The sequence below is a fragment of the Amycolatopsis australiensis genome, assembly GCF_900119165.1.
GTDB lineage: Bacteria > Actinomycetota > Actinomycetes > Mycobacteriales > Pseudonocardiaceae > Amycolatopsis > Amycolatopsis australiensis.
In genome coordinates this window covers 8,714,127-8,734,155 of record NZ_FPJG01000006.1, presented here as the reverse complement: position 1 = coordinate 8,734,155, position 20,029 = coordinate 8,714,127, and the positions used below count along the sequence as shown (strand labels likewise).

The window sequence follows — 20,029 nt, the reverse complement described above, 5'->3', positions numbered from 1 at the left end:
TGGCGGGCATGCCCCCCGACCCCAGGCAGCGCCGCGCGGCCCGCCACGCCCCGGACCCCGCGTCGGCCACACCCCGGAAGCCGCCGATCACGCCCGACCGGATCACCGATGCCGCACTGCAGGTCATCGCCACCGAGGGCTACGACGCGCTGACGATCCGCCGGGTCGCGGCCGTGCTGGGCACCGGGCCGTCGTCGCTCTACGCGCACATCGTCAGCAAGGAGGACCTCGACGACCTGATCATCGGCAGGCTCTGCGCGGGTATCCGGCTGCCCGAGCCGGACCCGGCCCGGTGGCGAGCGCAGGTGCTGGAGGTCTACGCCCAGCTCCGTGACGTGTACTTGGCCTACCCGGGCGTGTCCCGGGCCGCGCTGGCCATGGTCCCGACGCACCTCGAGACGCTGCGGGTGAGCGAAGGAATCCTGGCGATCCTCCTCGCGGGCGGCATCGACCCGCAGACGGCCGCCTGGGCCCTCGATTCGCTCACGCTCTACGTCTGCGCGTACGCGTTGGAACGTTCCCTGGTCCAAAAGCGACAGCGGGATCAGGACGACAGCTGGGTCCTCGGCCGCGACGAGCTGATCGAGCGGTTCTCGGCGTTGCCGGCCGACCGGTTTCCGCACACCCGCCGCCACGCGGCGGAGCTGACGTCCGGCACCGGGCACGACCGGTTCGAGTTCACGATCGGGCTGATCATCGACCACCTGCCGTCGTAGCGGGTGGTGCGTTCGTCGCCGAAAACGCCGCGCGGGGCGGTGCCGCCGAATAAGATCGGCCCGTCGTGGTCGGGACGTCTTGATCGCCGGCGAACAGCTGTGGAGGTTTCCGTGACACCCCTCACCCTGGCGAGCATCGGAGTCCTCCCGCGGCTGCTCCAGCTCGTGGTGGGTCTGCTGGGCCTGGTCTTTTCGATCAAGGGGCGCGCCAGGGGCGTCTCCGGCTTGATGGTGGGTGCCTTCGTCGTCATGCTCGTCACGACGGCGGCGGGCGTCGTCTGGCAGTTCGTGTCGTTGAACGCGGCGTCGTGGAGTGCGTCCAGCCACCTGACGGCCGACGAGATCCAGTTGATCTTCCTGGGCGTGGGTCTTCCGCTCGACGCCGCCGCGGTGCTCTCCTGGCTGCTGGTCGCTCTCGCGGTCGTCCGGAGTGGCCGTCGCCCGTCACCCGGGTTCGCCTCGCCCGCGTACCCGGCGCCCGCGCAAGCGGGCTACCCGAGCCCCGCTTCCGGCTACTCCCAGCCGGGCCCGGGCGGGCCGGCCCCGCAGCCGCGGCCCGGGAGCGGGATGCCGAACAGCTGAGCCGGCGGCACCGGCGTGGCGGCGCGGGCAAAGCGCGGTCAGGGTGTGACGTCGATGCGGTCGACCAGCAGGTACTGGCCGCCACGCTTCACCGCCCGGAGATCGTGGCTGCCCGGTGGCAGGCCGCACGTGCTGAACACCGCCTGCTGTGCCGTCCTCGTCGCCGCGGACGCGTCGACCGTGCGGCGGAACGTGCCGTCGACGTAGATGTCGATGCGGCCCTCGTCGCCGTTGGTTTCGCTGAACAGCGCGATTCCCGTGCCGGTGAAGGAAAATCGTACGGATGCGCCGTCCGTCGTCGTGAAGTGCACGTCGTCGGCGAAGTCGCCGAATCCGCGGTTCCGGCTGACTTTCCAGGGGCCGTCGTAGCCGATGCCCGGCGCGTCGTCGTTGAGCCGGGCCGTGCGCGGGTTCGGGCAGCGGTCGGCGACCGGGACGACCGGCGGCTGCGCGACGCTCGACCGGGCCGGCGTCGGCGTCGGCGTCGGTGCCGGGGTGCTCGACGTGCTCGGTGGCGTGACGGCCGTCGCCGGCTCGGCCGGGACCGGCCGCCGAGGCGGCGTGGTGGCGGGCAGCAGCGGGACCGACGACAGGGCCGCCTGCCGAGGCGGCGCACTGTGCGGCATCGTCGCCAGCAGGACCAGGCTGACCGCCACCACCGCGCCCGCCACGACACCGGCGATCCAGCGGATCCACGCGCCGGCCCGCAGCTGCGCGGACGCCGCTTCCCGCGCCCGGCGTTCGAGCAGCAGCCGGTGCTCGTCCGGATCGGAAACCGCTTTCACCGGCGCCACGACGGAATCTGGACGGCCGTCACGCATCGCCCGGGCGCGCCGCACCAGATCCTCGACCGAGAGCCGATCAGCCCGTCGCCGCTGGGCGCGCGCCATGCCGGAACCTCCCTGTCCCAGGAAACATTCGCGGAATACTAGAAATCCCAGCCGCACTTGTAAACCTGGCAACAGAAAGACATTCGTTATCGGTCCGAGACAACCGGTTCGCCGTTCCGGCCGTATCCGTCGGAACGATCAAGAACGAGCGCGGGCGGATCCGGCACCACGCCGGGCCCGCCCGCTCACCGGGCTGGCGCTGCAATGTCAGCACGCGCTCCGTGGCCGCCTGCGGGGTCCCCCTGGACCATGTCCGCCTCGACCGCTTCGAAGAGGGGCGCCGCCGGGATGCTGCCCGTGAACAGCGTCTGCGCGGTCGACCAGCCGTTGGGTCGATGGGCTCACCGGAGGTGCGGTAGGAGAAGGTCGTCGGGCCCGCTGGTACGCGAGCACCCAGACGTTGCGTGTTCTGACCCGCGGACACCATGTCGGACCAGTTCGTGAAGGGCGTGAAGCTCATCGATCCCCAGCTCGACCCGGTGTCGTGCGTCGTGGCGTAGACGACGTGCTTGCCGTTGTGGACGACGTTCGTGAAGTCCTTGAACGAGACCCGGCCCGATTTCGGGGTGGCTCGGTCGAGCTCCAGCGGTACGTCGAGGGCAGCGTGCGGCCGCCGCTGCTGGTCGCCCCTGTTGCCGTCGCTCCACTGCACCACGGCGGCGCCGTCGGCCGTCGACGCGCCCTGCGCGCCGACCACCTTGCCGCTGTTGCGGTTCAGCAGGACATGCCAGGCGGTGGTGTCCACTGTGGCGGCCGACGCCGCGGTGGGGGCCACCGGCGACGCCGTCTCGCGGTGCGCGCAAACCCAGCCGGCATCGCATCGTTCCTTTCCCCGGCCTCTGTTACCGCTAACAGTTCTTGGCCTGTGAAGGACTGCCAATGGCGGGGTCAAGGAGTGTCGCCGGTTTCGCCCAGCGGATGCCGCGGCGCGGGACGCCTCTAGGCTGGAGCCCGTGGAGGACCCGGCGCCGCCGCGCATCCTGGTGATCGAAGACGCGGACGCGATCCGCGTGCCGGTCGAGTCGGCACTGGCCGACGCGGGGTTTTCGGTGCGCTCGCTGCCGGACGGCACCGGTCTCGAGCGCGACCTCGTCCGCCTCCGGCCCGACCTGGTGGTGCTCGACGTGATGCTGCCCGGCCGGGACGGGTTCGAACTGCTGCGGGTGATCCGGCGGACCTGCGCCGCCGGCGTGGTGATGCTGACCGCGCGGGACGGCGTCGAAGACCGCCTGCGCGGGCTCGGCGAAGGGGCCGACGACTACGTCGTGAAGCCGTTCGTCCTCGCCGAGCTGGTCGCGCGGGTGACCGCGGTGCTGCGCCGGACCGGCCGCACCCGGCCGGCGGTCGAAGTCGGCGACCTCGTGATCGACGTCGAGGGCGGCCGGGCCCGCTACGGCACCGCGGACGTCGAGCTGACCTCCACCGAGTGGAAGGTGCTGCTCTACCTGGCCCAGCACCGGGACCGGGTCGTCTCCAAGACGCAGATCCTCACCGCGGTGTGGGGCTACGGCGACTCCGCGCCGAACCTGGTCGAAGTCAACGTCAGCACGCTGCGGCGCAAGCTCGAAGCGCACGGACCCCGCGTCGTGCACACCGTGCGCGGCCAGGGGTACGTCCTGCGCGGTGCGCCATGAGCCTGAAGACCGCGTCGCTGCGCCGGCGGGTCACCGTCACCGTGCTGGCGGTGCTGGCCGTGGTGCTCGTCGCGGTCGGCCTGGTGGTGGACGCGGTGTTCCGCGCGCAGGCCGAGCGGGACGTCAACGCGGTGCTCACCGCCCGGGTCCAGCTGGCTCAGCAGCTCGCCAAGCAGAACGTGGCGCCGCCGGCACTGGTGCGCCGCGTCGAGACGCGGGGCGTGCAGGCTTCGCTGTCCCTGCCCGACGGGACGTTCGTCGGCGCCGCCGGCCTGCCGCCGGACACCCGGATCCGCCAGGTGCGGGCGACGCTGTCCGGTCCGGCCCGCATCAACGGCGCGAAGCTGACCCTCACCGCGGACGAGTCGCTGATCGCGGCCGCCGAGCAGAGCCTGCGGCTGGTCCTGCTGGGCACCGGCGTCGCCGCGCTGGTCGTCGCCGCCGTCGCGCTGCTGCTGGCCGTCCGGTTCGCGCTCGCGCCGCTGGACGCGATGACGCGGCTGGCACGCTCGATCGTCTCCGGCGAGCGGGGTGGCCGGCTCTCGCCGGAGCGGACCGGCACCGAGCTGGGACGCGTGGCGGCGGCGTTCGACTCCGCGCTCGACGCGCTCGAAGGCGCGGAGCGGGCGGCGCGGGTTTCCGAGGAGCGGACCCGGCAGTTCGTCGCCGACGCGGCCCACGAGCTGCGGACTCCGCTGGCGGGCGTCCAGGCGGCGGCCGAGGCGCTGCTGCAGCAGCCCCCGGACGCGCCGCACGAGCGACGGGAACAGCTGGAGCTGCTGGTCATCCGCGAGTCGCAGCGGGCCGGGCGGCTCGTCGCCGACCTGCTGGACCTGGCCCGGCTCGACGCGGGCGCCGAGCTGGAGCGGACCCCGGTTCCGTTGCGGGAGCTGGCTTCCGCGCAGGCCGAGCAGGTGCGGCTGACCGCGCCGGACGTCACCGTCGACGTCACCGGGCCCGACACGGTCGTCCTCGGCGACCGCGCGCGGCTCACCCAGATCCTGGCCAACCTGACCGGCAACGCGGTCCGCGCGATGGCGGGCCGGGGCACGCTCACCCTGGAGGTCACCGGCGACGGCGTCACGGTGACCGACACGGGACCGGGCGTGCCGGGGCCGGAGCGGGAACGGATCTTCGACCGGCTCGTCCGGCTGGACACCGCCCGCGGCCAGGGCGGATCGGGGCTGGGGCTGCCGATCGCCCGCGGGTTCGCCCGTGCCCACGGCGGGGACCTGTGGTGCGAGGCCGCGCCGGGCGGGGGAGCGCGGTTCCGGCTGGCCGGGCTGCCGCCGGCGCCGTAGCCCGCGTCAGGCGAACAGGCCGTCCAGCCGTCCCGCGTGGCCGGGCAGGACCTTGCCCGCGTCCGTGCCCAGCACGTTCTCCAGCAGCGAGGCGTAGACGTCGCGGAAGTCCGTGGTCAGCTTGAGGTCGCCGTCGTCCAGGTCGGTCAAGCTGGGCTCCGCGCCGTGGAAACCGCCCTTGACCCGCGGGCCGAGGACGAACACCGGCCCGGCCGTGCCGTGGTCGGTGCCTTGGCTCGCGTTCGCCGTCACACGCCTGCCGAACTCCGAGTACACCAGCACCGTCGCCTGCTTGCCGCGGTCGGACTTCGCCAGCCGTTGCGCGAACGGCGTCAGCGCGCCGTCCAGCTCGGTCAGCAGCCGCTGCTGGGTGCCGCGCTCGTCGGCGTGCGTGTCGAACCCGCCCAGCGACACCGAATACGCGCGAGTCGGCACGCCCGCCTCGATCAGCCCCGCCACGACGTCGAGCTGCGCCGCCAGTTCGCCCTTGCGCGGCTCGGTCTTGCCGGGCGCGCGCAGGGTCTGCACGGCGCGGTGCAGATCGGAGACCGACTGCGCCGCGCGTGCCTGCCAGAAGCCTTCACCGGGCTGGGCCGCGCCGAGGTCCTGGAACGCCTTGCCGAGCGCGCCGTCCGGGAGCTTGAGGCCGCCGACCGGCAGGGACGCCGCCGCCGTGCGCTCGCCCGCCAGCAGGGGCGGCAGCACCGGGTCGACCGAGACCGCGCGCAGCGGGTCGTCGCCGGTGACGTCCAGCCAGCGGCCGAGCCAGCCGGTCGGCACGGACGTCTCGGGCGAGGCCGTCTGCCAGATCGCCATCGACCGGAAGTGGCTGTGGTCGGGCTTCGGGTAGCCGACCCCGCGCACGACGGCGAGCCGGCCGGCGTCCCACAGGCCCTTGAGGCCCTTCATGCCCGGGTTCAGCCCGAGGCCTTCGCCGAGGTCCAGGACCTCGTGCGGCTCGTACGCCAGCTCCGGGCGGGCGTTCCGGTACGCCGGATCGCTCGCGGGGACGACGGTGTTGAGCCCGTCATTGCCGCCGTAGAGGGTGACGACGACGAGCACGCCCGCGCCGGGGTCGAGCGGGTTCTCCTGCGCCGCCGACAGGAGCCGGTCCCAGTCGACCTGCGTGGCGCCGGCGGCGAGCGCCGCGGCGGCCGTCACGCCGGTCGCGGTGAGGAACCTGCGCCGGTTCACCTGCATGATCGTCACCCGCTCACTACGTATTCGGGGGCACAAGCGGCCACTGTGGACAGTTGACGGACGTCGCCCGCGACGCCGGCCAGGGCGGCGCGGGTCCGGTCCGACCAGGCATCGACGCCGAGCAGGTCGCCGATCGCGGCGACCTTGTCCCGCGCCTTCGCCACCGCGCCGAGGTCCGCGTGCGCGGCGACCAGCTGGGCCGCGTGCAGCCGCGCCACGCCCGCCGACGTGGTCAGCCAGGCGCCGCCGGCCGCCCAGCCGCCGACGCTCGGCGGCTGGAACGGCACCTGCCCCATCCCGCGCAACGCCGCCAGCAGCTGCGTGCGGGTCTTGTCGTCGAGCCCGCCGGGCCGGACGCCGAGCGCCCGCAGCAGCCCGGCCAGCCATTCGACGGGCTGTTTGACCAGCGACGTCCCGCTGTCGTGGAACGCCGGTTCGTCGGTGATCGCCCGCAGCAGCGCGCGGATGTCGCGGCTCCTGCCGTAGGCGGCGACGAGCCGGTTGAGCGTGTCGGGCGGCGGCGGTGTCGCGGACACCAGCCGGAACCAGACGCGGCCGGCCACGAACGGCGCCGACTCCGGCCTGCCGAGCACGATGTCCACAAAGGACTGCGCGTCGAAGTCGCCGCTGGCGCCGAGGATCCGCTTCACGCCGTCGTCGTGCCGCTTGGCGACCAGCTGCGCACCGGCGGCGTCGCGCTTGGCCGTCCAGCCGGTGAGGGCGCGGGCGGCTTCGCGGACGTCGTCCTCGGTGTAGTGGCCGACGCCGAGCGCGAACAGCTCCATGAACTCGCGGGAGAGGTTTTCGTTGGGTTTGCCCGCTTTGTTGCTGTTGCCGTCGAGCCAGAGCAGCATCGCCGGGTCGACGATCATCGCCTTGGCGAGGTCGGTGAAGCTGCCGAGGGCGTGGTCGCGCTGGGTCTGGTTCTGCGCGAGCATCAGCCCCGGGCTGCGGACCTTCTGCTCGCCGGTGGCGAAGTGGCCGTGCCAGAACCAGGTGAGCCGTTCGACGGAGGCGACGTCGGCGGCGGCCATCCGGTCCAGCCACCAGGCGACGGCCTGCGTCGCCTGCGCCTGCACCTGCTTGCGGACCAGCTGCTTCGCGGCCTGATCGGCGTTCTTGCCGGGGTTGCCGGGCGGCGGGCCGAAGCCGGGCATGGGCGTCGCGGCCGCCCCGGCGTCGGGTCCACCGGCCAGCAGCCGGTCCCGGGTCTCGGCGAACCCGCGGTCGAGATCGCCGGGCCGCGGCCCGAACCCGAGGCGGTCGTGCAGCCGCCGGACGGCCGCGCGTTCGGAGAGCACCACCATGCACCCGATGGTGCGCGCCACCCCCGGGCGGGCGCGAGGCCCGGAGGCGGTTCTTAAGCCAACCCACAGCTGAAGCGTCGAGATGATCGTCCGGTCGACGTCGATGCCGAGGTGCGTGCCCACGGTCCGTGCCTCGCGAACAGCCGGCCGCCGATCACGCCGCAGCCCATCCGGTCGTAACCGACCGGACGGGCCCCGGGGCCCCCGAGCCAGACGGAGGTGGTTTCGATGCGCGGTGGCGACGAGGACGACCCGAACACCTGACCGCTGCTCCTGGAGGAGAAACCGATGAACGAGGACGAAGAGCGTCCGGGCGACCGGGAGCGACGCCGGGCCACCGTGCTGCAGGCGTTGGGGCGGATCGCCGCTCTGATCGCGGCGATCATCACGCTGCTGCGGCGGTGGCTGGACAGCTGATCACGACTTGGCCCGTCACCTTCGGGTGACGGGCCAAGCACGTCAGCGAGGTCCGGCGGTTTGGGTGAAGACGTCCAAGACGGGCTGCAGTTGGTTCCAGCGTGAATCCGCGGCCGAGGCGTACGCGACGTAGTCGTAGCCGTTCGCCCGCCAGAACCAGCCAAGAGCGTGACGTTGCTGGCCGCTCTTGGTGAACAAGAACTCCCAGACGACCGTTTCGGTACCGCCGTTGGGCACGGAGTCCAGCCGCAGCCGCTGGTAACCGGCACGGATGCCGGTGTTCGTGACTTCGTTCTGAGCCACCGCGTCCTGCAACGCCATCGACGGCGTCGGCGTGCCGCCGTACCGGAGGAACGTGCCAGAGCCGTCGGGTGCGTCGGCTTGGTCGTTCGACGGGATGCTGCCCGTCTTGACCGGCCAGTCCTCCGGAATGGTCACTTCGATCCCCGCCGGGCCGGAAATTCTCCGGTATCCGGACGGTACCGATCCGGCAGACAGCCGGCTGCCGGTCGCCTGGGACGTGTCGGTGGGTGTCGTGGCCGAGTACGTCGAAGTAGACGTGGCGGTCGGAATGACCGTGGGATAGGTCGTGGCGACGAGCGGATCGGCACCGTCCGCCGAGGTGGCAAGCGGCGTGCCGGTGTCCCGGCCAGCGGCGACAACCACGACGGTCACGGCGACGAATGCGGCGATGCCGGCCCCGACGGCGGCCATGGCAGCGTATGGTCGCCGCGCCTCCCGCTCGGTGCTTGCCGATGTTTCGCCCGGGCCGAAAACCGGCGGCGGGTCCTCGGCCGGCGGAGGGTCCGGCGGTCCGTCGATTACCGGTGGCGCGGGGCAATCACCGGCGACGCGCGCCGGACCCCACAACGAACGCCCTGGTGCGGGAGGTTTTCCTGAACCGCTGGATTCCGGGGAGCCATCCACTGCTGACACCTTTCGCGTTCGCCGGCGAGGGAGGTGGAACGTTTTCGGATCGAGACTTCCGCAACATGCCGGCACCCGACACAATCGCCGATGGTCCGCGTTTCGTTTCGGTTCAAGGTGAAGGACTTCCGATCATGAACACGTTCTGTCTTTCGTGCCGGGTACCGTTGGGGAGCGCGGACACCCACTGTCCGGCGTGCGGTACTCAGGCAGGGCAGACGTCCGCCGAACCGCCGCCGCGCCGGGTTCTGGTCTCCGCGGCACCGGTGAATGACGGACCACCGTCCAGCGTGCCCGGCCGGGTCGCGACCGGGACGGTGGTGCGAAGCGCCGTCGTCCGTCATGAACCGATCATGAGCCGGAACTTCTTGTGGGCCGCACGGATAGCTGCGGTGCTCACCGCGCTGACCGTAGTGCCGGCCGTCGCCGCGCGGGCGCCGGCCGGTGAGCTGCTGCTGGTGCTGGGTGGTGCTGCCGTGTCGCTGCTCGTGCCCGGTATCCTGCTGCGGTCCTCGATGTCCGCGTCGGTCCGGCGTTCGGCGGGCGGCCCTGGCTGGCCGTGGACGTTGCCGTTGCGCCCTGCGGCAGGGGCGGACACCGGACCGGTTTCGTCCATCGTGGTGAAGGATGTCGAAGGCGCCGAACACACCTGTGTGGCGCGGGGCACGTTCGTTCCTCGCCCGCCGGCCGCCGGCGCCATGGTCGAGGTGTACGGCCGACGCGATCGAGTGGGCAAGATCGTTGTGCGTCAATTGGTTTCCGCAGGTACCGGCGACATCGTGACACCTCGTTCCCCGATCGCCTGCCGGCTCCAACGTGCGGCCGAATGCGCGGCGGTGGCTGTCTGGGCCGCGACGGCGTGCGCGCTCCTGGTCGCCTCGATCCGGTAACGGCTTCCGGCTCAAGGACGACTACAGCGGAAACGACGGAATCCAGGGAGACGGCGGCGTGCCGAGACCGATGACCAACCGCCGTAACGATGCATTCGCGAGATCTGTTCCGGTGCGCAGGAACTCCACCGGCGCCGGTGGCCGGTTGCATGACGGAAATCGTTCGGAAAACTATCGAAAGGCGTTGCGCGCGCTCGACGGCTCGGGCAGTCTCGGCGCGGTGGATGTCGACGAGTTCGTCGACGCGATCCGGAAGGAATTTGCCGACAGGTACTGCAGCATTCCAGTCGGGATCGTCGGGAAGTGTTATCTGGGTGAACCGTTCGAGGTGCACACGCTGGCGCTTGACGGCGCGATTCTCGAGCACTATCACCGGGGACAGGTTCTGCCGGGTGGTCTCGAACGAGCACGGGCATTGGCCGTGTCACCCGCCTATCTTGCCGTCGAGGTGTATCCCGACCGCATGGTCTGCGCCCGTGCCGACGGTTCGATCGTGATCATGGAGAGTGACTCATGAACCTGGTCCAGGTGGATTCGGGGGATCTCAGCAAACTCGGCCGGATGATCGGTCAAGTGGCCGACGCGCAAGAAGTCCTGCACCGCAAGCAGGACTTGCTGCAGTCCTCGATCGGGCAAGTCGCCGACGCGCAGGACCAGACCAAGCAGGAGCTGCTCGAGTTGCGCCGGGAGTTCCACGACTACCTTCGGCGCGACGAGCTGCGGCACAACCTGCAGGTCGCGCACACCGAGATCATCCAGGTGCGGCAGGAACTGGAGACGGACTACGGCCACTTCGGCGAGGTGCGGCGGCTGGCCACCGGCACGCTGCAGGCCCTCGACGTCGGCATCGTCACGCACGGCACGATGCGCAGCCTCACCGAAGAACTCATGCTGCAGACCCCGAGGTACTGGCTGGCGCCGGCGCTCGTGGCCGTCGCTGCCTGGATCCGCGACGACCCGGCGCTTGCGCAGAAGGCACTGGCCGAGGCGACTCGCCGGGACAACGACAAAGCGGCCCTGTTCTTCGCACTGATCTTGCGCCGGAACCGGCGCAACGAGGCCACCGCCCGGTGGCTGCGGCAGTACACCGCGCGCCAGAACCCGGCGAAGCTGTCCCGCGAGTTCACGGTGATCCTCGACGCGGTGAGCCAGGGCGCCTTCGGCCACGAGTCGAAGCCGTTGGTCATGGCCCAGATGGGTGGCTGGTACGAGCGGCTGTCCGGCGACCGGGAAACCGTCGACAGGCAGGTCGGCCGCTGGGCCGAACTGCTCGACACCTACCGGCGGCGCATCGACCCCCGGTACACGATCCTGGCCGAGATCAGCCCTACCTGGCCGCAGCTGAAGGAACTCTACGAGGGCGCGACGGTGCACAGCGAGGCGGAGCAGAAGTTCCGCGCGATGTTCACCGGGCCGGTGCCGCAGAGCGATGATCTGCGTGAACGCGTCGACGACATCCTCAACGGGCTCGTCACCGGATACGACGTCGAAGAGGCGCCGCTGCGACGCAGGGAACACGAGCTGCAGGAGATCGTCAAGGCCGAGGGCGACAAGGACGTCGCCGCGAAAGCCGTCCAGGCGGCAGCTCCGCTGCACGAGAACACCGTCGACTTCCTCACGTTGATCAGCAACGCAGCCGTCGGCTCCGGCACATCCGGCGCGTCGCTCGGAACCCGGCGGTTCGCCGTCGCGCTGGCGAAGGACTGGATCGTGCAGGGCGCCGGACGGCTCGAAGCGGCCAACTTGTCGGCTCAGCCCGCTGCCGTCGAACTCGAGGTCGAAGGCTGGACCGATCGGATCGACGCCACCACACGCGAGGACGACCTCGTCGCCGGCCTCGCGGCCCACATCGACGCGGAGACGGAAGCGGCCGTCGCGCGGGTGAGGTTCGTCGGTCCACCGCTGACCGCCGCGATCGTCGCCGGGTTCGGCCTGATCTTCGCACTCTGGTCCGGGCTCGCCCACAACGTGGGGCTCGCAGTCGTACTGCTCGTCGGCGCCGGGCTGGCCGGCGCCTGGTCCGGCTACCAGGCGCGCGGCCTCCCCGCGCGCCGTGTCGAGCTGCGCAGGCAAGGCGAACAGCGCAAAGCGGTCGCGGTGGCGCAGCTGCGGGGCGGGATCGCCGAGCTCGTCGACCTGCGGACGGAGTGGGAGCGCGAGCTCGCATCGGCGGAGAGCCTGCGGACCTATCTGAACGGGCTGACCAGCGCGGCGTTCGCCGGCCCGGCGCCGGATCAGAGACGAGGAGCCTGAACGTGCCGAAACCCATCGAGCCACAACCCGGCGACGGACATCGGCCGCTCGTCCCGGTCGACTCGCGTCCCGCGCGCGTCCTGAAGGACGAGGAGGTGGCACTCGAACTGCCCGAGTGGGACCTGCTTCCCCCTGCCGAGTTCATCGAACGCCATCGCGGGAGGTGAGGCGGATGTACCGCGCTCCCGGCCCGTACGCGGCCTGGGTCCGCTGGCTCGAAGCCTTCGGCCGTGGCGAGGACCTGCCCTCGGCGCACCTGGTCGCCGTCGGGATCGAGCTGGGCCCGCAGATGCTGGAACGGCTGTCTCGCCACCTGGCCGAGGCGTTCCACGCACGCCAGCGGCGCTGGAGTGACGCCCTGATCCGAGATCAGCAGATGCTTCTCGCGGATCCCGCGCGCGCAGTGACGGCGATCGCGGTGATCATGGCCGATGCGCGGAAGCGGCTGGGCCCGCTCGTCGCGCTGACCACTCACCCCGCTTTGCCGGCGGACCTCAAGGAAAGCCTGACTGCCGCGTTGCAGGAGACGGTGCGATCGTCCCAGCAGAGCCTCGAGGATTCGGCCCGGGACGCACCGGCCGAACTGCGGAATGCGATACGGCAGAACAGCCTGGTGCCCGCCCTCGCCCGGACCGCCGCTGCCCGGCCGTCCGGTGGCTCGCCGACCCGGCGCCGGGTCATCCTCAAGTGACGAAAGGACTGGCATGCCCAACGGGGCTGAGACCAAGGCCCGGATCGAGTCCTACCTGCTCGCCCGGATCCCGTTCGTGTCGGTGCGCACGGTCGAACGCGGCCGCGCGCTGGAGATGCTCGGCGAGCTCGCCAAGGAAAAGCAGCTCGACGTCATCGTGCACACGTTGAGCCAGGGCCTGCGGGATCTGCGGAGCAAGCAGATCGTCTCCGAGGACAAGTCGCTCCTCGGCGCACTCGACCTGGCGGGTGAGTGGTTCCAGTCGCGCGCGAACCTGACCGTCGTCTTCACCGACGTCCAGCACCTCGGCGAGGACAACGACATCTCGCGGCGGTTCGTCGATCTCGCCCAGCTGGCCGAGGAGCACGGCGGATGCATCATGGTGATCACCGCCGACCCGACATGGAACACGTTGCAGCGCATGGGCATGGCGGTCACCTTGGACCTGCCCGACGTCGACGAGATGCGGGTGGCGATCGAAGACTTCCTCCGCCAGTACGAGTCGGTGATCCGGATAGAATGGGGGGCCGCCGAGTGTGAGGAAGCAGCGTCGATCCTGACGGGTGTCACGAAGATCGAGGCGCTGAACATCCTCGCCACCTTCGTCGTGAAGAAGTCGATCACGAAAGCGGAACTTGTCGAGCTCGGCCGGGCGAAGGACTCGATCTTCAGCGAGCTGGCCGGGATCGAACGCGTCACTGTGCGCAGCGGTGACCATCCGGTCGGCGGCCTCGCGGGGTTGCGGCAGTGGCTGGACCGCAAGCGCCCGCTGCTCACCATGGACCTGCGTGACCGTGGGATGCGGCCACCGCGGGGAGTGCTGCTGGTGGGCGTCCCCGGCTGCGGAAAGTCGTTGTCCGCCAAGGCGATCGCAAGCGATTGGCAGCTTCCGCTGTACCGGCTCGACATCGGATCGGTGCTCGGGACCTACGTCGGCCAATCCGAGGGCCGGTTCCGTGAAGCGCTTGCCACCGCGGACGCGGTCGCCCCCTGCGTCCTGTGGATCGACGAAATCGAGAAGGGCCTCGCCGGCTCGGGCACCGACAGCACGGGCGTCACGACCCGGCTCGTGGGCCAGTTCCTGTACTGGCTTCAGGAATCCCGTGCGCGGGTGTTCGTCGTCGCCACGGCGAACGACGTTCGTGCCCTGCCTCAGGAGCTGCTCCGGAGCGGCCGGTTCGACGACATGTTCTTCGTCGATCTGCCCGACCCCGAGGAGCGGCGGGAGATCATCCAAATCTATCTGCGCAAGTACCTGCGGATACCCGTACCCGACGATCTCGTCGAGGAGCTCGTGCGGCTCAGCGACGGGTTCGCCGGTTCGGACGTCGAGGCGGCGGTCGCCGAGATCGGCTACGAGGCGATCCGCATCGGCGACGACTCGGTCCCGGTCGACTACTACCGCAGCGCCTTCCGCAACATCGTTCCCTTGCTGCGTTCCGCCCCGGAACGGATCGACGAAGTCCGGCAGTTGCGCGACCGGGCGATCCCGGCGTCGGGCAAGGTCCGCGATGTGCCCGAGAAGGCCGGCGCTCGACGCGTCGTCCTGGGCTGAAGGGGGCAGCGTCCGATGCTCACGACCTGGGATGGCTACGTCCGGCTAGGCTGGCTGGTCGAATCCGCTCGCCTGCAGGTGACGCTGCTGACGGCCGAACGGACGATCTACCGGCGGCTGCACCGGGGTCTGGCCTGCGCTTTCGTCGAGGACGATGCGTCCGGGCCGCCCGCATTCGCCGAGTTCACGCTGACCGGCGGCCTCACGGACGACGTGCGGATCCTCCTCGGTGACCGGCTGGCCACGCTCGTCACGTCGGTCGTCGATGCCGGCCGGCTCTCGGGAGCCGGCCGGCTGAACCTGGTCGAGCTCGAAGAGATCGCCGGCACCTGGGCTCCTTACCGCGACCGGGTACTGGCTCCCGAGGCCGGTCCTCCGCGGGCCTCGGTCGGCAGCTGGGCCCGTGAGCTGTGGACGTGGGTCGCCGGCCGGGACCTGCGGGAAGCAGTGGGTGCGCTCGCCATGACGGGTGAGGGCTTCCGGCGGCCGGGCGAGGTCGTCTGGCACAGCTTCACGCTTCCACCGGAGATGGCCGCGGCCGCGGGGGTCGAACCGGAGCTGGCCTGGGCAACCTACGCGGAGCCGGAGGCACGCGGGATCGTCGTCCGGGCGCGTGTGGCCGGCGAGGTCCGCTTGTTCGCCGGGCTGGACGACGGCTCGGGCAGGTGGATCGCGTTCGAGCCCGGGGACGAAGCAGACGAGCTCCTGGCGGACCTTCCGCTGGGTGAGTCCGCGGGCGAACCGGCGCTCCGCTTCCGCACCGGCACGGAGGAATGATGACGACCACGCGGACACCGTTCGGCGAGGCCCGGTTCCGCCGCAGTGCGGTCTCGGCGATCGAACACCTCACCGACGAGGCTGTCGAGGTCCTGCTGGACCGGTATGGGACGCTCGACGAGGTGGTCGGCCTGATGACCACCCGGGCCCGTTCGGTGAGTGAATCATTCGCTCGCCGGGGGCGGGCGCTTCCGGAGCGCGAGTACGACCTGCTGGCCGCGGCCGTTCTCGCCGTTCGGTCCGGGCCCTCCGTGCAGGAGAAGGTGTCGAACGTCGTCAAGGTGCACGACGAACTGCTGGCTCGGCGGGTACCCGCGGACCTGGCGATTCCGTGTCGCCGGCTCAAGGACGAGTCGCTGACCGGACTGCTCGTCGCCACGGCCCGAGTCACCGCAGAGGTCGAGCCGGCCGACGTGCCGCCGATGTTCGTCACCATGGTGGCAGCCGGGCTGCTGGCGCGGCTGGGGCCGGAAACGCCTGAAGCGGCGGCGAAGGTGCGTGCCGTGCTCACCCGGGCCGACGACCTGGCGGCCGAGCATCGCGCGAAGCTGAAGCCGGCGAACGGGCCGGATCCGGCGTTCCCGGTTTTCGGCAACTTCGACATCGTCGGCCAGGTCGCGGCCTTCCGGATTGCCGTCGCCGAGGCCGCCGGAACGCCCGTCGAGCCACTCGCGGAAGTCACCGCGCTGGTGACTGCGCGGCTGCGCCAGGGACTGACCCGCTCGCCCGGGCGGTCGTGGTGGCGCGCCGGAACGGAGCCCGACATCGTCGTCACGTTCCGGCAGTTCGCGAAGATCATCGGAGACGCGCCCGCGCTGGACGTTTTTGGGGCGCTCCACCCCGAGCTCGCCCCGATGTCCGCGGGGGCCGGCCGGATCGTCCCGTTCGAGCGGCCGGACAGTGCCGGGGACACCGGGCGCGCCGGCTCGGTGGAGGAGGCGGTCGTGGACGCCGACACGGTGACGCGTCATGTGCTCGACGCGTTGTACACCGGGGCGGGGCGGCGGCAGGCGCTGGTGACGCAGTGGCTCACCGGCAACCGGTGTCCGGACGAGCAGACCGAGTTGCCGTTTCTGGTCGATCGTGTCCGGCGGGTCGCCGCCCGGCTCGGCCGGCCGCAGGACTTCCCTCCGCCGCTCGAACCCGAGGTTCGCAGGCACTTCGGAATGGTGTCGGCGAAGGTGTCCGACGCGCTTCGCCTCGGTGTGAGCGGAATCGGCATCGCCGAATGCATTTTCCCGCCGCTGTGGACCAGCAGGTCGGCGGCCGTGAAACTCGTGCAGAGCCGGCTCAGGGTGCGCATGGAGCGGAGCGCGACGACCGCGTCCCGGGCTGCGCTGGTCGCCGCGATCGTCGTCCGTGGCCCGGTTCAAGCTGTGCTGCGCGCGGCTCCGGAGCGGCCGGCCTCCTGCTTCTGCGGTGCGCGTGGGCGGCGGGTACCGGCAACCCGCAAGCCGGTCGAACCCGAACAGGCCTGTCCACACCGGACGTGGGAGGAGTGGGGCGCGGTCGAGGACTACACCACGCTGACCACCTACGCAGAACTGTCCACTTCGGATGCGACTCGCGCGCAGATCCGCCGGTACACCGGACTGTGGGAGAACTGGCTGCGCGAGGTTCGGTGATCGCCGTCAGCGGGTGGCCATGAGCTCGGCCGCCCGCTTGCGGACGAGCTCCACCTCCTGGTGGCGGACGTAGTTCTCGGCGCGGCCGCGCGTCGTGTTCGCCTGCCAGCGGTCGATCGTGGCCAGCACCCGCTGCAGCCGGCCGAGCTCACGCGGGCCGGTGCCGGGGACGTCCAGCTCTAGCGCGAGCACCAGCGCGGCCGCGGCACGGAGGGCGAACAAGCCGGCCTGGTCACCCGAACCGTCCTGGAGACGGTCGAACTCCCGGTGTTCCAGAACGCGGCTGATCCACTCGAACCCGAGTGCCGCCCAGCCACTGGCTTCCTCGGTGCGGCCCTCGGCCAGTGCCGTCTCGGCCAGCTTGGTCGTGGCACCGGTGGCGACGTAATAAGTGCGGCCCAGCGGGCCGAAAGCACCGGTTCGCCGATGGAGCCTCTGCCGGGACGGGATCACCGTGGTTCGGAACAATCTGACCGCTTCGGTCAGGTCACCGACGTTCTCTTGGTGACTGCCCAGGAAGGCCGCGTAGTTGTGCAAGTGGTGCCCCACACCCCGGCTGTCATCGCCGTCCAGCGACGCGAGGTCGAGTTCCAAGATCTCGCCGAAACCGGCCCAATAACGGCGAACCAGCTCATCGAGTTCGGCGGGCGCGGGCAGGCCGGAACCGGCATCCTCGGCGTTCGTCCAGCGAACGGCGTTGAGTTCGACGCACGCGGCGCTGAGGACGTCGGCCGCGGCGCCACGGTCGAGAATTCCGTCGGTGAGCAGCGTCAGGCAGTGTTCTGTGCGGGCAATGAGCGCTCCGAGCGGCTCCGCCAGCGAGTTCGCGCGGTCGTGCCGGAGAACCGTCACCCGGAGCACGGCAAGCCGGGCCCGCACCACCGCCGCTGCCGGGTCGGTGTCCGGTAGGCCCGCGGAAATGAGCGTGTCGACCGCGTCCAGTACGGCCAGGAAGTGGCTGAGGGGCAACTCCGGCGAACCGGCCCGCGATCGTAGCCAACGCGCGACACCGAGTACGCCGAGCACGATCGCGCGACGAGCCTGCTGGGGCAATCCGGCGAACTCGGTGGGGGACGGAAGCCGCAGCGGAAGTGTCCCCCGCGGTTCGGTGACGTCTCCGTGCACCGACGACCAGTACTCCAGCAGGTCCGCCACCAGACCGGATGCCGGCAGCAGAGCTTCGGCGACCACCTGGCCGGGAGCCCGCTCGCTGATCCAGACATAGCCGGTCCCGTCCGGTTCGCTGGCATCGGTCAGCAGACGGATCAAGCGGTCGACCAGCTCGTCGGCAAGATCGCGGCCCGGCGACGTCCAGGCATCGTCGTCGTCGAGGTCGATCCCGGTCGGCTCGACGACCGCGCCGGGCAGCCGGAGACGGGCGACAGTGCGGTCGAAGACGTTGAGGTCACGGGGATGGGTAGCCGGTTCCGGCCGAACGTCGGTGTCGCCGATCTCGCACCGCGCCGCAGGCATGTCCCGCAGGCGGGCCGCGCGGGGAAAGCGGGGGCCGTCCAAGGATTCCCGTTGGATCGCGCGGGCCTTTGCGGCGGCGGCGACCAGTGCGGGTTGCGAACGGAACACCTCGACGAGGCAGGTCGCCCAAACCGCGATCCGCACCGCGGTCGGCAGCTCGCCGTCGGGACCTTGGATCAGCGACAGTGCCGTTTCGACAGCCGCTGTCGCCGGCTCCAGCAGAACGTTTGCCGCCGTCAGGACGACGGCAGCCTTGGTGTTGGGACCGAACCGGTTGGTCGTCGCGTTGACGATCTCGTTGGGCAGAGACCGCGCGACGACCGCGCGGCCATACAGGAACCAACCCCCGTCGGCGGCCTGCTCGCGCGTCTCGGCTGCCTCCGCGCGGGTCGGCGAAGGTGCGCCGCGGGCGATCTCCGAGACGGTGATCCTGGTGAAGTCGCAAAGCCAGCTGATCTCGCCGAACGGGCCTTCGGCGAACGGCACGCCGAACAGAGGCGCGACGTTGCGCGCGAGCCGTGCGGGCACGCGCTCGGCTCGTTTCTCGGTCGTCAGAGGGACGACGGCGGGCAGCAGGGGCATCGTCGTCGTCTCACTTCGATCCGGTCACGGGCACTTCTATACCCGCCGGTAGGGAAAGGTGTGCGTCAATGTGTCCTCCGTCACAGTATGAGTGCGAGCCTGGAGTCGATCACAGTTCGCATATAAAAGTATGCCATGACTGCGGGACGTTCGTCCGACCCTGTGATCACGCCGGAACTCGCCCGGGCCTTCTGGGCCGAGCTGCGTGGTCCTCGCGCCGCCACACACCGGTCGCACCACGTCGGGCTGTGCGACACCGAGCTGCGTATCGCCGGTTTACGTCTCAGCGCGCGCGGCTCGTCCACCGCGGACGGCGGGTTCCGGCTTTCCGGCGGTTGTCCGTGTCGCGACCTGGTCGCCGACGCGTTCGAGGTCGTCTGGGCCTTCGTCGCCGACCGTGGGCACCGGTTCGACAACCTGGCCGGAGCCGTGCGCACGGACCTGCGGTTCCGGCTGGTCGAGCTGGACCGGCGCGCCCGACGCGACCGCGGTGCACCGGTCAAGCCCCAGACGGTGCGGGACAACCGCTACGGCCGGGCGTTGCCGGACGAGTTCCACCGCGAGGTGTTCGTGATGCTCGCCGACGAGGCCGGTGCCCGGGGGCCGCTGCGTGGCGAAGCCGGCCTGCTCGGCAGGCTCGCGGATCGGTGCGCCGACAAGTTCGGCGGCCACGCGGCCACTCACGCGGCACGGCTCCCGCAGGTTCTCCGGACCGTGGAACGGGTGTGCCGCACCGGGCCGCGGGTGAACGTCGGAACTGTTTCCGCGCCGGAGCTGGTCACCTGGTGGGAGGCGTACGTGGAACGGCCGCTGGGCCGGCGCCCGGATCCCGACAGCCCCACCGGCGAGGAGCCCGAGATCCTGGACCACGACACTTCGCGAGAATTCGACCGGATCGCCGCGCTGACCGACGACGCGGTCCTGGCGCTTCTGCTTACCGAGGTGTGGCCGGCGCCCGGGACCGACCGCGACGACGCCCTGTGCGAAGTGATCCGGGTGTTCGCCCGCAGAGGCCTCCTTCCGCATCGGCGTGCCCTGGAATTGCTGGCCGACGACGACGGCCGTCAGGACGTACTCGAACGCCTGGAGCACGTGTCGCGGAGGCTGCCTTGACGAAGGATCCACAGAGGACGTTGTGTGGGCCGTCCGGGTGGTTCGCTGTCCGGACCGAAACATCGCGGTCGCCGCGCTCGATCCTGCGGATTACGA

At 71.0% G+C, this 20,029-nt stretch carries 20 protein-coding genes; 14 read left to right on the top strand and 6 right to left on the bottom strand.

Annotated elements, in window-relative coordinates:
* Positions 1–8 precede the first annotated feature (8 nt).
* A complete protein-coding gene (locus tag BT341_RS41565; RefSeq protein ID WP_072481428.1) occupies positions 9–716 on the top strand; it encodes a TetR/AcrR family transcriptional regulator in 708 nt (235 codons plus the stop codon).
* Between the two features lie 111 nt (positions 717–827).
* A complete protein-coding gene (locus tag BT341_RS41560; protein ID WP_072482466.1) occupies positions 828–1,298 on the top strand; it encodes a hypothetical protein in 471 nt (156 codons plus the stop codon).
* Positions 1,299–1,336: 38 nt separating this feature from the next.
* On the opposite strand, the gene BT341_RS45815 is transcribed toward BT341_RS41560, so the two are convergent.
* Together BT341_RS45815 and BT341_RS41550 are read right to left on the bottom strand one after the other, a co-directional pair.
* On the bottom strand, positions 1,337–2,188 hold the full coding sequence (locus tag BT341_RS45815; protein ID WP_072481427.1) for a hypothetical protein: 852 nt from the start codon (positions 2,186–2,188) through the stop codon (positions 1,337–1,339).
* Positions 2,160–2,933, bottom strand: coding sequence for a non-reducing end alpha-L-arabinofuranosidase family hydrolase (locus tag BT341_RS41550; RefSeq protein WP_245805271.1), 774 nt, complete (start codon positions 2,931–2,933; stop codon positions 2,160–2,162). The genes BT341_RS45815 and BT341_RS41550 overlap by 29 nt, the downstream gene beginning before the upstream one ends.
* A gap of 208 nt (positions 2,934–3,141) precedes the next feature.
* Here BT341_RS41550 and BT341_RS41545 point away from each other — a divergent pair, with 208 nt between their 5' ends.
* Both BT341_RS41545 and BT341_RS41540 read left to right on the top strand, forming a co-directional pair.
* The gene (locus BT341_RS41545) at positions 3,142–3,822 is read left to right on the top strand and encodes a response regulator transcription factor (protein WP_072481425.1); all 681 of its coding nucleotides are present in this window, start codon (positions 3,142–3,144) and stop codon (positions 3,820–3,822) included.
* Complete coding sequence (locus tag BT341_RS41540; RefSeq protein WP_072481424.1) at positions 3,819–5,123, top strand: sensor histidine kinase; 1,305 nt, start codon at positions 3,819–3,821, stop codon at positions 5,121–5,123. Before BT341_RS41545 ends, BT341_RS41540 begins: the two co-directional genes overlap by 4 nt.
* A gap of 6 nt (positions 5,124–5,129) precedes the next feature.
* Here BT341_RS41540 and BT341_RS41535 read toward each other — a convergent pair whose 3' ends face one another.
* Both BT341_RS41535 and BT341_RS41530 read right to left on the bottom strand, forming a co-directional pair.
* On the bottom strand, positions 5,130–6,323 hold the full coding sequence (locus BT341_RS41535; RefSeq protein ID WP_072482465.1) for a DUF1501 domain-containing protein: 1,194 nt from the start codon (positions 6,321–6,323) through the stop codon (positions 5,130–5,132).
* 5 nt (positions 6,324–6,328) lie between these two features.
* Positions 6,329–7,630: a DUF1800 domain-containing protein gene (locus BT341_RS41530; protein WP_072481423.1), complete on the bottom strand. Its 1,302-nt coding sequence runs from the start codon at positions 7,628–7,630 to the stop codon at positions 6,329–6,331.
* A gap of 288 nt (positions 7,631–7,918) precedes the next feature.
* Between BT341_RS41530 and BT341_RS47565 the strand changes: the two genes are divergently transcribed.
* Positions 7,919–8,047 (top strand): hypothetical protein, encoded by a 129-nt coding sequence (locus tag BT341_RS47565; protein WP_281256031.1) that lies wholly within the window; start codon positions 7,919–7,921, stop codon positions 8,045–8,047.
* A 42-nt stretch (positions 8,048–8,089) separates the two neighbouring features.
* On the opposite strand, the gene BT341_RS43955 is transcribed toward BT341_RS47565, so the two are convergent.
* The gene (locus BT341_RS43955; RefSeq protein WP_084743157.1) at positions 8,090–8,761 is read right to left on the bottom strand and encodes a hypothetical protein; all 672 of its coding nucleotides are present in this window, start codon (positions 8,759–8,761) and stop codon (positions 8,090–8,092) included.
* 167 nt (positions 8,762–8,928) lie between these two features.
* Here BT341_RS43955 and BT341_RS45005 point away from each other — a divergent pair, with 167 nt between their 5' ends.
* From BT341_RS45005 to BT341_RS45805, 8 genes are read left to right on the top strand one after another with little or no spacing between them, the layout of a single operon-like run.
* Positions 8,929–9,864, top strand: a complete 936-nt coding sequence (locus tag BT341_RS45005; RefSeq protein ID WP_143168812.1) for a hypothetical protein — start codon at positions 8,929–8,931, stop codon at positions 9,862–9,864.
* 58 nt (positions 9,865–9,922) lie between these two features.
* Positions 9,923–10,381 (top strand): hypothetical protein, encoded by a 459-nt coding sequence (locus tag BT341_RS41515; RefSeq protein ID WP_143168811.1) that lies wholly within the window; start codon positions 9,923–9,925, stop codon positions 10,379–10,381.
* Positions 10,378–12,117 (top strand): hypothetical protein, encoded by a 1,740-nt coding sequence (locus BT341_RS41510; protein ID WP_072481420.1) that lies wholly within the window; start codon positions 10,378–10,380, stop codon positions 12,115–12,117. Before BT341_RS41515 ends, BT341_RS41510 begins: the two co-directional genes overlap by 4 nt.
* Before the next feature lie 2 nt (positions 12,118–12,119).
* Positions 12,120–12,284 carry a hypothetical protein gene (locus BT341_RS45810; protein WP_177329022.1) on the top strand — a complete coding sequence of 55 codons (165 nt, stop codon included), beginning with the start codon at positions 12,120–12,122 and terminating at the stop codon, positions 12,282–12,284.
* A 5-nt stretch (positions 12,285–12,289) separates the two neighbouring features.
* The gene (locus BT341_RS41505; RefSeq protein ID WP_072481419.1) at positions 12,290–12,808 is read left to right on the top strand and encodes a hypothetical protein; all 519 of its coding nucleotides are present in this window, start codon (positions 12,290–12,292) and stop codon (positions 12,806–12,808) included.
* A 13-nt stretch (positions 12,809–12,821) separates the two neighbouring features.
* A complete protein-coding gene (locus BT341_RS41500; RefSeq protein ID WP_072481418.1) occupies positions 12,822–14,363 on the top strand; it encodes an AAA family ATPase in 1,542 nt (513 codons plus the stop codon).
* 15 nt (positions 14,364–14,378) lie between these two features.
* Entirely contained in the window at positions 14,379–15,140 is a 762-nt protein-coding gene (locus BT341_RS41495; protein WP_072481417.1) for a hypothetical protein, read from the top strand.
* The gene (locus BT341_RS45805) at positions 15,140–16,765 is read left to right on the top strand and encodes a hypothetical protein (protein WP_072481416.1); all 1,626 of its coding nucleotides are present in this window, start codon (positions 15,140–15,142) and stop codon (positions 16,763–16,765) included. The genes BT341_RS41495 and BT341_RS45805 overlap by 1 nt, the downstream gene beginning before the upstream one ends.
* Before the next feature lie 6 nt (positions 16,766–16,771).
* On the opposite strand, the gene BT341_RS41485 is transcribed toward BT341_RS45805, so the two are convergent.
* Complete coding sequence (locus BT341_RS41485; protein ID WP_072481415.1) at positions 16,772–18,820, bottom strand: hypothetical protein; 2,049 nt, start codon at positions 18,818–18,820, stop codon at positions 16,772–16,774.
* A 135-nt stretch (positions 18,821–18,955) separates the two neighbouring features.
* On the opposite strand from BT341_RS41485, the gene BT341_RS41480 reads away from it, so the two are divergent.
* Positions 18,956–19,933 (top strand): hypothetical protein, encoded by a 978-nt coding sequence (locus BT341_RS41480; RefSeq protein WP_143168809.1) that lies wholly within the window; start codon positions 18,956–18,958, stop codon positions 19,931–19,933.
* Positions 19,934–20,029: the final 96 nt, after the last annotated feature.